The organism is Ruegeria marina, assembly GCF_900101475.1.
GTDB classification, from domain to species: Bacteria; Pseudomonadota; Alphaproteobacteria; order Rhodobacterales; family Rhodobacteraceae; genus Ruegeria_B; species Ruegeria_B marina.
Genome location: NZ_FMZV01000004.1, coordinates 273,255 through 288,712, shown reverse-complemented (window position 1 = coordinate 288,712; position 15,458 = coordinate 273,255). Strand labels below are relative to the sequence as shown.

General features: G+C 63.1%; 13 protein-coding genes. 7 read left to right on the top strand and 6 right to left on the bottom strand.

Annotated features, from left to right (window positions below):
• Window positions 1–21: 21 nt before the first annotated feature.
• Window positions 22–1,344 carry a M8 family metallopeptidase gene (locus tag BLT75_RS08115; RefSeq protein WP_143028532.1) on the bottom strand — a complete coding sequence of 441 codons (1,323 nt, stop codon included), beginning with the start codon at window positions 1,342–1,344 and terminating at the stop codon, window positions 22–24.
• 150 nt (window positions 1,345–1,494) lie between these two features.
• A complete protein-coding gene (gene pdxR / locus BLT75_RS08110; protein ID WP_093029585.1) occupies window positions 1,495–2,895 on the bottom strand; it encodes a MocR-like pyridoxine biosynthesis transcription factor PdxR in 1,401 nt (466 codons plus the stop codon).
• A gap of 89 nt (window positions 2,896–2,984) precedes the next feature.
• Here pdxR and BLT75_RS08105 point away from each other — a divergent pair, with 89 nt between their 5' ends.
• Complete coding sequence (locus BLT75_RS08105; protein WP_093029583.1) at window positions 2,985–3,692, top strand: GNAT family N-acetyltransferase; 708 nt, start codon at window positions 2,985–2,987, stop codon at window positions 3,690–3,692.
• On the opposite strand, the gene BLT75_RS08100 is transcribed toward BLT75_RS08105, so the two are convergent.
• The gene (locus tag BLT75_RS08100; RefSeq protein WP_176827892.1) at window positions 3,689–5,716 is read right to left on the bottom strand and encodes a molybdopterin-dependent oxidoreductase; all 2,028 of its coding nucleotides are present in this window, start codon (window positions 5,714–5,716) and stop codon (window positions 3,689–3,691) included. The two genes, BLT75_RS08105 and BLT75_RS08100, sit on opposite strands and share 4 nt — an antisense overlap.
• Before the next feature lie 305 nt (window positions 5,717–6,021).
• Here BLT75_RS08100 and BLT75_RS08095 point away from each other — a divergent pair, with 305 nt between their 5' ends.
• Window positions 6,022–7,086 carry a Hint domain-containing protein gene (locus BLT75_RS08095; RefSeq protein ID WP_093029578.1) on the top strand — a complete coding sequence of 355 codons (1,065 nt, stop codon included), beginning with the start codon at window positions 6,022–6,024 and terminating at the stop codon, window positions 7,084–7,086.
• A 25-nt stretch (window positions 7,087–7,111) separates the two neighbouring features.
• Here the strand turns inward: BLT75_RS08095 and BLT75_RS08090 are convergent, their stop codons facing one another.
• Window positions 7,112–8,479 carry a class I SAM-dependent methyltransferase gene (locus BLT75_RS08090; RefSeq protein ID WP_176827890.1) on the bottom strand — a complete coding sequence of 456 codons (1,368 nt, stop codon included), beginning with the start codon at window positions 8,477–8,479 and terminating at the stop codon, window positions 7,112–7,114.
• A gap of 277 nt (window positions 8,480–8,756) precedes the next feature.
• Between BLT75_RS08090 and rpsD the strand changes: the two genes are divergently transcribed.
• Window positions 8,757–9,377 (top strand): 30S ribosomal protein S4, encoded by a 621-nt coding sequence (gene rpsD, locus BLT75_RS08085; protein ID WP_093029574.1) that lies wholly within the window; start codon window positions 8,757–8,759, stop codon window positions 9,375–9,377.
• 117 nt (window positions 9,378–9,494) lie between these two features.
• On the opposite strand, the gene BLT75_RS08080 is transcribed toward rpsD, so the two are convergent.
• Entirely contained in the window at window positions 9,495–9,953 is a 459-nt protein-coding gene (locus BLT75_RS08080; protein ID WP_093029572.1) for an Lrp/AsnC family transcriptional regulator, read from the bottom strand.
• Window positions 9,954–10,056: 103 nt separating this feature from the next.
• Here BLT75_RS08080 and BLT75_RS08075 point away from each other — a divergent pair, with 103 nt between their 5' ends.
• The 4 genes from BLT75_RS08075 to BLT75_RS08060 all read left to right on the top strand — a co-directional run bounded on the left by BLT75_RS08075 (window position 10,057) and on the right by BLT75_RS08060 (window position 14,400).
• Entirely contained in the window at window positions 10,057–11,472 is a 1,416-nt protein-coding gene (locus BLT75_RS08075) for an aminotransferase class V-fold PLP-dependent enzyme (RefSeq protein WP_093029570.1), read from the top strand.
• A 65-nt stretch (window positions 11,473–11,537) separates the two neighbouring features.
• Window positions 11,538–12,623, top strand: coding sequence for a histidinol-phosphate transaminase (gene hisC / locus BLT75_RS08070; protein ID WP_093029568.1), 1,086 nt, complete (start codon window positions 11,538–11,540; stop codon window positions 12,621–12,623).
• The gene (locus BLT75_RS08065; RefSeq protein ID WP_093029566.1) at window positions 12,620–13,540 is read left to right on the top strand and encodes a prephenate/arogenate dehydrogenase family protein; all 921 of its coding nucleotides are present in this window, start codon (window positions 12,620–12,622) and stop codon (window positions 13,538–13,540) included. Before hisC ends, BLT75_RS08065 begins: the two co-directional genes overlap by 4 nt.
• Window positions 13,537–14,400 carry an extensin-like domain-containing protein gene (locus BLT75_RS08060; protein WP_093029564.1) on the top strand — a complete coding sequence of 288 codons (864 nt, stop codon included), beginning with the start codon at window positions 13,537–13,539 and terminating at the stop codon, window positions 14,398–14,400. Before BLT75_RS08065 ends, BLT75_RS08060 begins: the two co-directional genes overlap by 4 nt.
• A 9-nt stretch (window positions 14,401–14,409) precedes the next feature.
• On the opposite strand, the gene BLT75_RS08055 is transcribed toward BLT75_RS08060, so the two are convergent.
• Window positions 14,410–15,411: a DUF2125 domain-containing protein gene (locus BLT75_RS08055; protein WP_176827888.1), complete on the bottom strand. Its 1,002-nt coding sequence runs from the start codon at window positions 15,409–15,411 to the stop codon at window positions 14,410–14,412.
• Between the last annotated feature and the right edge of the window lie 47 nt (window positions 15,412–15,458).

Genomic DNA, 15,458 nt, shown 5'->3' with positions numbered 1-15,458 from the left:
GGCGCGGAGCGAATTCGGGACTCAGGCGGTCAGGCCATAATCGAACGTGTAGTTGTCGTACTGATAATCGACGCTCCAGTCGACGGTGTAGCCAAGGTCTTCGAGAACCGCCAGGCTGGTATCCGACAGGTAAGCCGTCTGCGGGTTGGAGAGATCGATCCATCCGGTCATGAGTTCATAGGCGAAGTCGCCGGTAAAGAACGCATTTGAATTGGGATCGGACGGCGGGTTCACGGCCGATACCGCGAGATCGGTTTCCCAATGTCCGCCTGCCGTCCCGGAGCCGCCGTCGTTTTCCACGGCCAGTCTTGGCATCCGCCCACCGTCGCTGACGAATTCCGCCGAATAGGCGTTGTTCGCCGCGGTGCCGGTGTAATTTCCGCGATTGTCCACCAGACCGTGGTTGTACGGTGCCAGCAGCGGGTTGCTCTGTCCCCAGAGCGTTCCGACTCCCAGAACATGCATCATTTCATGCGTGGCTATCAGGGTGGCCTGGTCCAGGGTCAGGTTGTAGTCGGTGTCGATCGACATGGAACCTGCCGCCGGCATCCAGCCACTGGTCGTTCCGGCTGCGGCGCCCCAGAATGCCGACGGTCCTGCGGATGCAAGTACGCCGCTTGTCGGGATATCGCCGATCTCGACCTGAATCCACAGATCGTCCCAGTAGACGGAACCATTGTTGATCAGCGAGTCGGCCATGGCAGTGCCGTTGCTGTCCACCTCGACGAACAGGCCTTCGGTGATGAAGTTGGTGAAGAAATCCGCCGAGTTCTCAAGTGCCGTCTGCCAGGTTTGCGCCAGAGCCGAGGACCAGTCGCCGACATATTCCAGGACGATATCGAAGCCGGAAATCGAGTCGATGGTCGAACCGGTCCGCTCGCCGCCATCGCTGGAGAAATAGAAGTTTCCGCCATTTGTCCCGAGTTCGGTCGTGCCTCCGGTGTCGATCAACACCTGGTCAGGGTTGTTCTCGGAAACACCGGGTTCCGCAGGCGGATCGGTGTTCTTGCCGCCGCCCTTGCCGCCGCCCTTGCCGCCGCCACCGTCGCCATCGCTGCCAGGTTTGACGGCCGGCGCCGTCGGGCCGTTGGAATCGACCCCCGTCAGAACTGCGTTGCCACTGGCCGGATATGCCGCAGCGCCGGGCTGATAAGACGGCTGGGTCAGCTGGAATTCATCCACTTCAGGATCGAATTGCTGGAAAAAAGGAAGGTCAGGCCAGTCCGGCTGACTTTGTGAGTCCGGAGAATTGCCGGAAACCGCAGGGAAAGTTTCACCAAAGATATCCTCAAGCACATCGTCGAGGATGCCCTGAAACTGGTTCGGGAGTAGTTCACGGTTCATGTGCCGGACCTCCGAATTTTTGCTGGTCATAATAAATGCAAAAGAATTGCAGCTAAAATTGTCCAGATAAACAATGCATTTGTAAACACATTGTTTCCCTGCCCCTGGTTCGGGTCGTCACGGCTGTTGTGTCTCGCGAGGACGGAGACGTCACATCTTGACCAGCAGGCCAAGCAAGCGATCCAGGGCAGGCTGCATTTCCGTCTCGGAGAAGGCGCAAAAGCCCAGCACAAGGCCGTTTGCCCCCGACGAACCGGCGGCATAGCGCGAGAGGGGCTCGATCGTGATGCCCTGACCTTCGGCAAGTGCGGAAATTTCGGTGTCCTGGTACCCGTCACGCAGGTGCAACACCGCCTGCATCCCGGCATGGTGATCGACCGCCCGTCCAAAGGACTCGAAGTCGCGCGCCAGCCGGTCGAAAAGGTAACGCCTGCGTTCGGTATAGATGCGACGCACCCTGCGCAGATGGCGGTAGAATTCACCCGAGGCCATGAACTCGGCCAGAACCTGCTGCGGCATTGAGCCGGCCCTCAGGCCAAAGCGGTTCAGCGTGGCGCGAAAGCGACCCGCCAGGGGCACGGGGACCACCAGATAGCCGAGGCGCAGCGCATTCGAGAAGATCTTCGAGAAGGAGCCGACATAGATGGTGCGGCCCAGCCTGTCACCACCGGCCATGGCCGGGATCGGGCGGCCGGCATAGCGGAACTCGCTGTCATAATCGTCCTCGACGATCCATCCGCCCGTGGTTTGCGCCCAATTGACAAATGCGCGGCGGCGGCTTGGCGACATTGCACCGCCCAGCGGGTACTGGTGGGAGGGTGTCAGAATGGCGAGTTTGGCCGCTCTGTCCCGAGCGGGCAGGGTGGCGCCTTCGTCGTCGATCGGCAGCAGCACGGTTTGCAACCCCTGTGCGGCGGAAAAGGCATGCAGTGGTGGATAGCCGGGAGTTTCCAGCGCGACGGCGTCGCCCGGTCCGGTCAAGGTCCGCATGCACAGTTCCAGCGCGTCAGTGGCGCCAGCGGTGATGATTACCTGGTGTGGCGCTGTGTCGATACCGCGCCAGTCGCGCAGATGGGCGACGATGGCCTCGCGCAGGGCCGGGTTGCCGAAACTGTCGCCGGTGCTGAACATCGCCTGCGGGTTGGTTCGGCAGAGGCGGGCCACCGTCTTTGCCCATTGCCGGTAGGGAAACAGACGCATGTCGGGCGTGCCTGCGGCAAACGGCCTTGGGCCGGGCGGCGCCTGCGGTGCGGGTGCGGAGCGGATGGGGGGCCGTGCGGTCATCTCGACCTCTCCCATGGCGCAGACCACGTGCCCCGATCCTTGCCTTGCGCTCAGATAGCCTTCGGCAACCAGCTGATCATATGCGGTAATCACGGTCGACCGCGATACCCCCAGTTCCGCGGCCAGGGCGCGGGTGGGCGGCATCTTGCTGCCGGCGGGCAACTGGCCGTTGACCGCTCTGCTCCGGATCGCGGCGCAAATCTGTTCGAACACCGGCAATGGGTCGTTCCGGTCAATGGAAATTGCGGGCCAGGAGGTTTGCGTCATGGAATTGGTCTGTTCAGATTGGGAATTTTTGGACGTTAACGGAAAGCCGGATCGGCGGCAAACAGGCCCGTATTCTGGAAGGACGGAACATGGACCACGCTACAAACCATCTCGGCCAACCCATCGGGTTTGCCCTGCCTGAATGGCAGAAGCGACCGCGTCCGGATCGCCGCATTCTGGAAGGGCGGTTCACCCGGCTTGAGCCGCTGGATGCGGCCAGTCATTCCGATGATTTGTGGCAGGCGTTCGCGACAGATATCGACGGGCGCAGCTGGACCTACATGCCCTTCGGGCCTTTTGCCGGGCAGGCTGCATTCGCGGAATTCCTCGCAGACATGAGCAGGGGCGACGATCCGGTTTATTACGCCATTCTTGACCGGACCACCGGGCGGGCGCTGGGAATCGCCAGCTTCATGAGGATCCAGCCCGAGCATGGGGTGATCGAGGTCGGCGGCATAGCCTATGCGCCCCCGCTGCAACGGACACCTGCGGCGACCGAGGCGATGTACCTCATGATGGCGCATGCGTTCGACGATCTGGGGTATCGCCGGTACGAATGGAAATGCGATGCGCTCAACGCCCCCTCGCGCCGCGCGGCGGCGCGGCTTGGATTCACCCATGACGGGCTGTTCGAACAGGCCATCGTCTACAAGGGACGCAACCGTGATACCGCCTGGTTCTCGATCCTCGACCGCAACTGGCCGAAGGTGCAGCGCGGGGTCGAGGCCTGGCTGTCGCCGGAGAATTTCGATGCCGGGGGCAATCAGAGGCGTAGCCTCGTGAAATGCCGGGCCTAGGCCCGGCGCAGCTCGACAAAGGTCTCGTTGTAGGCCGCACCCCGTTCGATATCCGCACGAATGTCTGCCGGGATCAGCGCGTTGACGGTCAGGCCGGTGGAGGAGGTTTCGCGCCATGTGCCCTTGGGGCTGTAGAGCACGCCCGGCAAGGTGGCATCAGTGATCGACAGAAGCAATTCGACCGTGCCGCGGGCATTGCCGACAAGCACGCGTTCTCCATCGGCAAGACCAAGCCGTGCAGCATCCTCGGGGTGGATTTCGACCGTTTCGATACCCTGGCTGTCAGGATGGCCGCCAAAGGTGGCGTTGGTCCGTTTGGCTGAACCCGGAGTGATCAGGGAAAACGGCAGGTCGGCCGAAACAGGCCGATAGGCGGGCAGGCCGCAGCCAAACCGTTTTTCGAGGTCATGGCTGTACAACTCGATCCGGCCTGATGGCGTCGCCGGAAAAACCGTGTCGCACATCACCATCGGCGCATCGCCGCGGCGGCCCATGTCCAGCGCCCGGTCGGTGGGCAGGTCACGGGGCGCGAGGCCACCCAGCCTGGGGTCGGTCCCATCCATCGCCTGATCCATCAGGCTGGCATCGTCGTCGTGAAATTCCGGTTCGTCATAACCGAACCGCGCGGCGAGGCGTCGGAAGATCTCGGTATTGGGCAGGCTCTCGCCCACAGGGGTAATGACCGGTTCCGCCCGTTGCAGATAGGCCTGCCCATAGGCGCCGTAGATATCGGCATATTCGAAATGGCTCGAGGCCGGCAGGACCACGTCGCAGAACGCCATGCTGTCCGTCATCACCACGTCGGCGCCGACCGTGAAAAGATCGTCGCGCTTGAGGGCGCGCATCATGGCGGTCTGGTCGGGATGGGTTGCGACGGGATTGTGATTGTAGATCATCAGCGCCTTGACCGGCGGGTCGAGTGTTTCGTCCAGCAGTTTCTCGGCCACGTCCACGATGTTGAAGACCCGGGTGCCCGGTTGCTTCAGGTGGTCGCCCTGCAAGCGCGCCGTGGTCCGGGGAAAGGCGCCCCCCGGCTTGGCGATCACCCCCGCGCCGGGCCGCCCGTGATGGCCCGTCAGCGCGTTGAGCGCCATGGCGGCACGCAGGCCCGACCCGCCGGACGCGCCACGCTCGATCCCGTTGCCAAGCGATGTCGCCATGGTTCGTGCCGCTGCGATCCAGTCGGCCAGCATGTGGAACTGCACCGCTGTCAGGCCGCATTCGCGTTCGACATCCCCCACGCCAAAGGCGCGGGCGGCGTCGAGATAGGCATCGGCCCCATGGACCCAGCGCGCAATGAACCCGATGTCGAGCGCGCCGCGTCGGTCAAGCTCGGACGCCAGCGCCATCGCCAGAACGACATCCGTGCCCGGACGGATTTGCAGATAGAGGTCGCATTGCTCGGCCAGCTTGATCCGGTGCGGGTCGATCACCATGACCCGGCCGCCGTTGGCGCGAACCTGTTTCAGAACACGCATGAGATGGAGGTTGGATACCGTGACATTGTTGCCCCAGACCAGCACCAGATCGGCCAGGGCGGCCTGCTCCGGCGGCATGCCTGGGGCCGGGCCGAAGAGGCTGGTATAAGCTGTACCGCGCACGCCCCCGCACAGCGGGCCGCGCTCCAGCATCGTTGCTCCCATCCGGTAGAAAAACCTTCGATCCATCGATCCGCCGGCGAGTTCTCCGTGCGGGCCCGCATAGTTGAACGGCAGGACGGATTGTGGACCATGCCCGGCGATGGCGCGGGTGAAACCATCGTGGATCAGGTCCAATGCCTCATCCCAGCTGATCGGCGCGAAGCTGCCGGATCCGCGCGGCCCGGTCCGCCGCAGGGGTCTTGCAAGGCGTCGGGGGCCGTGCACGAAATCGGGATAGTAACGCGCCACCTTGTTGCAGATGACTCCGGCGGTGAAGGGGTTTGCACGCGATCCATGAACCCTGGACACGCGTCCGTTTTCGACCGTGACGTCAAGGCTGCAGGTGTCGGGGCAATCCAGAGGGCAGACAGAAGGCAAGTTCATGGGCAGGGCGATCCGGTTTTCCTGGTTCGGTGTCGGGGTTGCCCGGAAAGTCTAACCGTTGTGGTCTGCTGCAACAGCGCCAAACTGGCAAGATTTGACCAGTCCAATTTGCGAACGCCTTGGTCGAACGCACGGGCCGCCGTTTTGTGGCAGGATCTTTGCCCCGTGAAAATCCGGCAGCAGATGGCCCAAATGGGGTGAGGCATGAAAAGCACGGTTCAAGGGACTGGAAACAAAGATCTTCCGCAACGTCACTAAATTTGCTAACGATCCTCTAATAAAAAAATGAGGCAGGCAGACGGTAAATGAAAACGGGCTTTCGTGGCACGTTCGTCATTTCCTGGTCGCAAACAGATCTAGATGGACTCGAGGGGGCTTCTCTCGATACCTTGACCGCGGGAGCAGTCTGGTCCTGGCGGGGTGAGGCCGTTCAGGTGGACGGGCCTGTTGGGTTGTTGCGACTGGACCGGGCGGACGGTGAAGAGGCTCTGCGCAGACGCGCGGCGCGCAAGGTCAGGCGTCTGGTCGGGGCGGCAGTACAGAACCGGTCGGATATCGATGCGGTCGAGGTGGAAGAACCGCTTCTGGACCAGAGTTTCGTGGTCACGAACGGCGCTCGAAGCTACACGATAACCCTGATCGAGACCGGCAACGGGTCGCCGCCCTTGCTCATGTTCGTCGATGACATGCCGCCGCGCGACACGGATCTCTGGGTCGTGCACAGCAGTCTTGGCGCGGCCACTTCCAGGCCGGAAGAATCTGCCCGGGGCGGGGTGATCTGCTTTACCCCCGGTACGCGCATCGCCACGCCCACCGGCCCCCGCCTGATCGAGGAGTTGCGCGAGGGCGACAAGGTCCAGACCCGAGACAGCGGACCGCAGGAGATCCAGTGGATCGGCCAGCGCAGGATGACGGGTGCGCGGATGTTCGTCATGCCGCATCTGCGCCCGATCCGGCTGCGCGTCGGCGCCCTGGGCATTGACCGGCCCGATGCGGAATTGCTTGTTTCTCCCGAACACCGGATGCTGCTGCGCGGCCCGGTCGCTCGGTCCTTGTTCAATACCAGCGAGGTGCTGGTCGCTGCACGCGACCTGGTGAATGGCAAAACGATCACGGTTGACCTGACCGTGCGCGAAGTGACCTATTTCCATATGTTGTTGCCCAGTCACCAGATCCTTTGGGCCAACGGGATCGAGACCGAGAGCTTCCATCCGGCGAACGCGGCCCTGTCCGCCTTGACCGAAACCGACCGGCGACGGCTGTTGCACCATATGCCGGGCCTGGAAGCCGACCCGTTCGGCTACGGAAGTTTCGCACGCAGAAATCTGACGCCGACCGAAGCGGCGTTGATGATGTACGAGGCCGCCTGACCTCCGGCTTTTCGCGAAGAGCGTGTCAGACACCCAGGCGCGCAAAACCGGCTTTGTGGTCTTCGCCGGCTTTGTCCGGCTCGGCGAAAGCCGATGCATCGGATGGCTTCAGGCAGATCGGGCATCCAAGACGGGGCGAGGCGATACCGGGTAGCTGGCTGCCGTCCCGGAGCCGCGCCCGCAGGACCCCGTGCAATCTGGCGACCGCCTGGTCGACTTCGGCACGTGCGGGCACGATCACGCGTACCTGTTCCAGCGCCACGCAAAGCAAGGCCGCCTGCAGAGCCTTTCGGTCTTCGAGCTTGCAGGACGCGACAAAGGCTTCGATGGTCATCGGGCCGCTCGACAGGGTTTCGGTTACTTCGCGGGTGATATTGCTTGCCAGTGAAAACGCCTTTCGGGTTTCCGACACGTCACGTTCGTCATCCAGCATCGGTTCCCACAGGGCGATCGTCATCGCCCTGATGCGCCGGGTCCGTTCGGCACCGCTCAGCCGAGGGGCGCCCCGCGAGAACAGATCGGCGCGAAAGCTGCGTGTCGAGGCCAGATCTCGGGCCGTTTCACCCCAACCGGCCTTCGCCGCCTCGGTCACGAAGGCAAGAGCCTTGTCGCGGAACCGGAGCATGTCGAACTGCTCGGCAAGATCGCATGGCGCGGCAAAGATCATTTTTGCCGGCGCGAGTTCGCTTTGCAGATCCGACAGCCAGACCGGCCGGCCGTGCTCGGCCCCCAGATCATGTGCCAGGTAGAGATCCGGCATAGAGGACAGCAGGTCCCACATTGTCGATACGCCCGGGGGCTCGACCGCTTCGATCCAGTGCGCGACGGCGTTGCGCGCGGAACTGTATCCTGCCGCTCCCGAGAGGGTGGGAATGGTGCGGAAGAGATGCCTTATCGGTTCCGGCGCAGCCCAACCCGCCGCCGCAGCATAGCCGAAATAGGCAATGCCGCCGGGTTTCAACCAGCGACCAAGCACCTCAACCAGTTCCTTCTGAACTTCTGGCGCCAGCCATGTCCAGACTCCATGCAAGGCGGCATAGTCGAAGGGTTCGGGGTCGGGGAAGTCCAGCAGCTCGCCAAACGATGCTTCTCGGACAGTTATGTTGACGAGACCGGCCTCTTCGATGAGCACGCGGGCAGACGCCACGTGTTCGGGCATGAAATCCACCCCCAGGAATTCGGCCTCGGGGTGCAGCGCAGCCAGAAGGACAAGATTGTAAGCCGAGCCGCATCCGAACTCGACATACCGGAACCGGTCACCATTGCGGGGCGGGCGAATCCCGGCGACCGTCAAGGAAAGATCCATCATCACCGGAGCCGCATTGGGCTGAACGGTGTCGTAATAGGCCGCCCGGGCCTGATATCCATTGGACCAGTCGGATGATGTTGCCAAGGTCGCTCCGGTTCGTCTGCGCGATTGAGTCCACACTGGTCGATACAGGATCGACCAGTGGTGTATAGCCTGACGGTAACACGGTTCTGGACGCATGTCACAAAACCCCGCATCACGGAAACATCGCATGTTGACTCGGGCTTGCGGACGTATATAAGCGCGGCTTCATTGGTGTTGGTGGCTCCCGCAAGGGAAGGCCTGTCATGCTGTATGGCAAGAGGACAACGCCCTTCATAGTGGCCCTTGCGGGCTTCGACCATAACGAAGGAGATCAGCCGTGACCAAACGCACGTCTGCCAAGTACAAAATTGACCGCCGGATGGGCGAAAACATCTGGGGTCGCCCGAAATCCCCCGTCAACCGCCGCGAGTACGGCCCCGGCCAGCACGGCCAGCGCCGCAAGGGCAAGATGTCCGACTACGGCCTCCAGCTGCGCGCCAAGCAGAAGCTGAAGGGTTATTACGGCGACCTGACCGAAAAGCAGTTCCGCCGCATCTACGGCGAAGCCGAGCGTGTGAAGGGCGATACAGGTGAAAACCTGATCGGCCTGCTGGAGCGTCGCCTGGATGCCATCGTCTACCGCGCCAAGTTCGTGCCGACCGTCTTTGCCGCACGTCAGTTCGTGAACCATGGTCACGTTCTGGTCAACGGCAAGCGGGTCAACATCCCCTCCTACCGCGTGAAAGAGGGTGACGTGATCGAGGTGCGTGACCGTTCCAAGCAGCTGGCCTCGGTTCTCGAAGCCGTTTCGCTGGCCGAGCGCGACGTGCCGGATTACCTGGAAGTCGACCACTCGAAGATGACCGCCACCTTCGTCCGCACCCCCGGCCTGGGCGATGTGCCCTACGCGGTGGTGATGGAGCCGAACCTGGTCGTCGAATACTACGCCAAGAACTGATCCGTTCAGGTTCGTCGAATTCCGAAAGCCGCGCATGTTCTGCGCGGCTTTCTGCTGTTTGGGATGGCTCTCCGGGCGCTCGCGTGGAGAGCGAGGGGCAGGCGAGGTGCCCAAAATCTAAAGCGGCAGCGGCCGGCCCTCGGCAATTGACTCCATCGCGAAATAGCTGGTGACGCTGTCCAGTTCGACCTTTTCGATCAGCCGCTGGTAGACCTTGTCATAGCTGGCCATGTCACGGGTCACGACTTTGAGTTGATAGTCGTAGTCGCCGCCGATGCGGTGGAAATCCACCACTTCGGGAATGGTCAGAACGTGGCTGCGGAACTTTTGCAGCCACTCCGCCGAATGATGGCGTGTGCGCAGCATGACAAAGACCACGAGATCGAGCCCCAGCTTCTCGCGCGCGATGCGGGCGGTTGCACCTTTGAGAACGCCATTGTCCGAAAGCGCTTTCAGCCGCCGCCAGCAGGCGTTCTGAGACAGTCCCACCTGTTCGGCCAGCTCACGCTGGCTGAGCGAGGCATCGCGTTGCAGTGCCTTCAGAATGTTTGTGTCTATATGATCAATTTTTCCCATATCATCTATCAATTGACACAAAAATTACAATTTTCAAGCAAGGAAAAGGTGAGTTTTTGCGAATCCGAACGATCATATTGGTTCTGCAAGCAGGAGCCAAACCATGATCCTTACCCAGTTCCGCCAGTCGATCGAAGCAGATGTAGCCGCCGGACGCCTGTCCACGGGTCTGATCGGAGAGAACGTGATGATACCGGGGCTGAACGGCGATGTGCCGCTCGTCTATGCCGATTACGTGGCCTCGGGGCGCGCGCTCAGACAGGTCGAGGATTTCGTGGCGGGACAAGTTCTGCCGTTCTATGCCAACAGCCATACCGAGGCCTCCTATTGCGGATCGTACATGACTCGTCTGCGCAGGGAGGCGCGGGACGAGATCGGCCGGTGTGTCGGCGCCACGGAAGACGACGCGGTGATCTTTGCCGGATCGGGCGCCACCGCCGGGCTCAACCGGCTGGTCAGCCTGTTTGGAATTGGGGAGGCTGACCGGCCGGTTGTCTTTATCGGACCTTATGAACACCACTCCAACATCCTGCCCTGGCGCGAAAGCCGGGCAAAGGTGATTGAAATCCCCGAGGCGCCCGAGGGCGGCCCGGATCTGATGGCGCTCGAGGCGGCGCTTTTGACCCATGCCGACAGCGACCTGAAGGTGGGGGCGTTTTCTGCGGCGTCGAACGTGACCGGGATCGTCACCGATACGGTGCCGGTGACCCGGCTGCTCAAGACGCATGGCGCGCTGTCGGTCTGGGACTATGCCGGCGGTGGTCCCTATCTGCCCATCGACATGGGCGAAGGCGGTGTGCGCAAGGATGCCGTCGTCGTCTCGCCGCACAAGTTTCCCGGCGGTCCAGGTGCTTCGGGCGTGCTGGTCGTGAACAAACACGCGGTGCGCCGCAAGGCGCCCAGCTGGCCCGGCGGCGGTACGGTCAGTTTCGTGTCGCCCTGGCGGCATGACTACAGCGCCAACCTGGCGGCGCGGGAAGAGGCCGGAACTCCGAACGTGATCGGTGACATCCGCGCGGCACTCGCCTTTATCGTCAAGGATGTCGTGGGTGCGGACGAGATCGCACAGCGCGAGGCCAGGTACAACGCGATGGCGCTGGAAGGGTGGGGGGGCAACCCGCATCTGACACTGCTCGGCATGGACAAGGGGCACCGTTTGCCGATCTTCTCGTTCCTGGTGCATGACCGGGCCGGACAACCTGTGCACCAACAGCTGTTCACCCGGATGCTGAGCGATGTGTATGGCATTCAGGCCCGTGGCGGTTGCGCCTGCGCGGGACCCTATGCGCATCGTTTGCTGGGGATAGACCGGGCTGCATCGGAACGGCTGCATGCCGATCTGGCTGCCGGCAAGGAGATGCGCAAACCCGGCTGGGTCCGGCTGAACTTCTCGTATCTCATGGGCGAGGAGACGGTGCGCTTCATCATCGACGCCGTCAACGACCTGTCGCGCCGGACCGAGGAGTATGGCCCCCTCTACCAGGCAGACCCGGCAACCGCGCGCTTCAAGGCCGCATGAGGGAATTGCGGCTTTTCTCGCAGGGCTGAGATCGGTATGAGGGGCAGAGTTTCAGGAGCCCCCGCATGAACCAGTTCACCCCGCAGCCCGGCATCATGGACATCGCCTTGTATCAGGGCGGCAAGGCCCATGTCGAAGGCGTGGCCAATGTCATCAAGCTCAGCTCGAACGAGAATCCGTTCGGCCCCAGCCCTGCGGCGATCGAGGCAATCCGGGCCACTGCGGGGCAAGTGCATCGCTATCCAAGCACCGACCATGCCGAACTGCGCGCGGCCATCGGCGAGGTACACGGGCTTGACCCCGACCGGATCATCTGCGGAGTCGGCAGCGACGAGGTGCTGCAATTCGTGACCCAGGCCTATACCGGGCCGGGCGACGAGGTGATCTATACCGAACACGGGTTCTCGATGTACCCGATCCTGGCGCGGATGGCGGGGGCTACCCCTGTGCAGGTGCCCGAACGCCAGCGCGTCGTCGAGGTCGATGCGATCCTTGCCGCCTGTACCGAGCGGACCCGGATCGTGTTCCTTGCCAACCCGGCCAACCCGACGGGAACAATGCTGACCGAGGCCGAGGTCACGCGGCTGGCAGACAATCTGCCTGGCCACGTGCTGCTGGTGCTGGACGGCGCCTATGCCGAATTCGTCGAAGGATTCGACGGCGGCGCGGCGCTGGTTTCGGCGCGCGACAACGTCATCATGACCCGGACCTTTTCCAAGATCTACGGGCTGGGCGGATTGCGGATCGGCTGGGGCTATGCCCCGCGCGCGATCATCGACGTGCTCAACCGGATACGTCAGCCGTTCAACCTGTCCACGGTGCAGCTGGCCGCCGCCGAAGCCGCGGTGCGTGATCAGGATTGGGTGGTGCGCTGCCGGGCCGAAAACACGCTCTGGCGCGGCTGGTTGGCCGAAAGGTTTGCCGAACTGGGCATTGCGTCGGACCAGTCCTGTGCCAACTTCATTCTCGCGCGCTTTGCCGACCGGGCCGAGGCCGAAGCCTGCGACCTCTTCCTGCAATCGCAGGGCCTGATCGTGCGCCGGGTGGCCGGATACAATCTTCCCCAGGCGCTGAGGATCACGGTGGGCGACGAGTCCTCCTGTCGCGCTGTGGTTGATGCGGTTCGCGCTTTCAAGGAGCGCGCCGCATGAGCCGGGTCTATGATCGCGTCGCCCTGATCGGTCTGGGTCTCATCGCGTCGTCCATGTTCTGGGCGATCAAACGGGCCGGACTGGCAGGCGAGGTGACGGGGTACGCACGTTCCGAAGCGACCCGCGACACCGCACGCCGGATCGGCCTGTGCGATCGGGTCTGCGACAGCGCCGCCGAAGCAGCCGAAGGTGCAGATCTGGTGGTTCTCTGCGTGCCAGTGGGTGCGATGGGCGCGGTTGCGGCCGAGATTGCCCCGGTATTGAAACGGGGCGCCACGGTGTCGGACGTAGGCTCGGTCAAGCGCCATGTGATCGACGCGGTTTCCCCTTACATCCCCGAAGGTGTGCATTTCGTCCCGGCCCACCCGCTGGCCGGCACCGAGCATTCGGGGCCGGAATCCGGGTTCGCCGAACTCTTCGACAACCGCTGGTGCCTGCTGGTGCCTGTCGCGGGCAGCGATCCCGCCGCCGTGGCCCGCTTGCGCGACTTCTGGGAGGGGATCGGCTCGAATGTCGACGAGATGGAGGCCGACCACCACGATCTGGTGCTGGCCGTTACCAGCCACGTGCCGCATGCCATCGCCTATACGATGGTCGGGGTGGCGGATCACTTGCGGCGGGTGACCGAAAGCGAGGTCATCAAGTATTCGGCGGCGGGCTTTCGCGATTTCACCCGGATCGCGGCCTCGGACCCGACCATGTGGCGCGACGTGTTCCTGACCAACAAGGAGGCGACGCTGGATATCCTGGGCCGTTTCGCCGAGGAATTGTTCGTATTGCAGAGGGCCATCCGGATGGGCGACGAAAAGTACCTGTTCGACTACTTCACCCGTACCCGCGCGATCCGGCGCGGTATCATCCAGGCCGGTCAGGACACTGCCGCTCCGGACTTTGGCCGCAGCAAGGTCAAGCCATGACTGGCCGTGGGCGCATATTGGCCGCGATGTCGCTGGCCTTGTGGGCCTTGCCTGCAATGGCGAACGCGCCCGCCAACTCGCTGCGCCCGATCGCGCGCCACGCAACTGCCGCCGACCCGGTGGTCGAGGCCGCCGTGAAACTGGCCGCGGCCGACGCATCGGCTTCCGTTGCCGTTTCCCGCGTCAGGCCGAATGCCCGTCCTGCATCGGACCAGGAGATACTGGCCGCCGCGCGCACGCCCGCGTTGCAAGATGCGGGGCCTGAGCAGTCCTCTCGTCCCGAGGCACGTCCACAGGAAGTGGAGGAGCGCGCCCTGTTCGGGCGCAAGAAACGGCTCAAGGGCTCGGTCTGCGGCAATCCTGACATACAGGGCGAACCGGTGGGCAGGGTGTCGGGCAAGATCAATGGGTGCGGGGTCAAGGATGCGGTGCGTGTGACGTCGGTGTCCGGTGTTCAGCTCAGTGTTCCTGCGACCATGGACTGCGATACGGCGCAATCGCTGAACACTTGGGTTGACCGCAGCGTCAAACCCACATTTCGCCGACGCGGACCAGTGGTCGAATTGGAAGTGGCTGCTCACTATGCCTGCCGTACGCGCAACAACCAGCGTGGCGCCAAGATTTCCGAGCACGGCCAGGGCCGCGCCATCGACATCGCAGGCTTCACCATGAAAGACGGAGAACTGATCACTGTCGCCGAAGGCTGGAAACGCGGCGCGACCCGCAAGATGCTGCGGCAGGTCTGGAAAGAAGCCTGCGGGCCATTCGGTACTGTTCTGGGGCCCGAGGCCGACCGGTATCACTGGAACCATATTCACCTGGATACCGCCCGGCACAGGGGCGGGCCGTACTGCCGCTGATCCGGCAGCCTAGCGCAGGAAAAGCCGCGGTGCGGGCCCCAGGGGGATAGGCCCCAAAGTCACGTAGCCGCCACGAAACCCCAGTTCCAGGTCGAGCGCCTCGGGATTGCCGCCCAGTCCGGCAAGCATGTTCAGCACCCTTGTCAGCGGCTCGGCCGCCCGTGCGGGCAAGGCTCCGGATTGTTGGGCCATGTTCACCATCTCGCGCCAGTTTTCAGCCTTGAGCGCAACTTCGCCTGTGGGAACACCGTATTCGTCGACGGTGACCTTGCCCGCCGCGAAAAGGCGCAACTCGCCCCAGACCGCTTCGGCCAGCTTCAGGTCGATCACGCGGGGTTGCGGGCGGCTTTGTTCCAGTGCGCTGCGGTCCCAGGGCTTGTCGAAGGCGACATTCAGATCCAGTTCGAGCCTGTCGAAACTGCGCGGGAGCTGCTCGGATCCGCCCAGCAGGCGGCGCATGTCCTTGCCGGGGGAGAAATCCGGCGCTTCGGCATGGATCCGGTAATGTTCCGGCGCGTCCTGCTGTACCATCGACAGCGACAAGGCATCGGCATCCGCCAGAACTTCGGCCCCGCGCGAAACGGACCACTCGCCGGATGTCAACGCCATCGACTGAAGCGTCAGCGCATTTCCTGGCGCGAGGTTCAGATCCGCGCGCATCGCTTCTGCCTCGATCACCAGCGTATGGTCGTAATAAGACAGGCGCTGCGCTGTTTCGGGAAAATGGAGCGTTTGCCGCCCCGGCCAGATCGCCGGACTTTCCAGCGCCAGCCGATCGGCCCGCCAGGCAGTCCCGGTGGAGGGGTCGGCTAGCGCCGGAGCGTCGATGGTGATCCGGTGCCTGAACGGAAAACCTGAAAGGCGAATATCGGAGTATTCCGCCTGCCAGCCGCGCTCGGCCTGCACAGAGAACCAGCCGGTGACCGAACCGCGCAGGCCAAAACCTGCAACCGCCCAGTAACCCGACCAAAGGGCCGCAGCCAGAAGCGCAACTCGCACCAGGTTCAACATGGACTGCCCCTTTTGTCTGCTTACATTTTCATGTTTATAGGCCCAAA

Bases quoted from the DNA above. Each gene is read 5' to 3' on its own strand.
- BLT75_RS08115 (WP_143028532.1), bottom strand. From the start codon at position 1,344: ATGAACCGTGAACTACTCCCGAACCAGTTTCAGGGCATCCTCGACGAT.
- pdxR (WP_093029585.1), bottom strand. From the start codon at position 2,895: ATGACGCAAACCTCCTGGCCCGCAATTTCCATTGACCGGAACGACCCA.
- BLT75_RS08105 (WP_093029583.1), top strand. From the start codon at position 2,985: ATGGACCACGCTACAAACCATCTCGGCCAACCCATCGGGTTTGCCCTG.
- BLT75_RS08100 (WP_176827892.1), bottom strand. From the start codon at position 5,716: ATGAACTTGCCTTCTGTCTGCCCTCTGGATTGCCCCGACACCTGCAGC.
- BLT75_RS08095 (WP_093029578.1), top strand. From the start codon at position 6,022: ATGAAAACGGGCTTTCGTGGCACGTTCGTCATTTCCTGGTCGCAAACA.
- BLT75_RS08080 (WP_093029572.1), bottom strand. From the start codon at position 9,953: ATGGGAAAAATTGATCATATAGACACAAACATTCTGAAGGCACTGCAA.
- BLT75_RS08075 (WP_093029570.1), top strand. From the start codon at position 10,057: ATGATCCTTACCCAGTTCCGCCAGTCGATCGAAGCAGATGTAGCCGCC.
- hisC (WP_093029568.1), top strand. From the start codon at position 11,538: ATGAACCAGTTCACCCCGCAGCCCGGCATCATGGACATCGCCTTGTAT.
- BLT75_RS08065 (WP_093029566.1), top strand. From the start codon at position 12,620: ATGAGCCGGGTCTATGATCGCGTCGCCCTGATCGGTCTGGGTCTCATC.
- BLT75_RS08060 (WP_093029564.1), top strand. From the start codon at position 13,537: ATGACTGGCCGTGGGCGCATATTGGCCGCGATGTCGCTGGCCTTGTGG.
- BLT75_RS08055 (WP_176827888.1), bottom strand. From the start codon at position 15,411: ATGTTGAACCTGGTGCGAGTTGCGCTTCTGGCTGCGGCCCTTTGGTCG.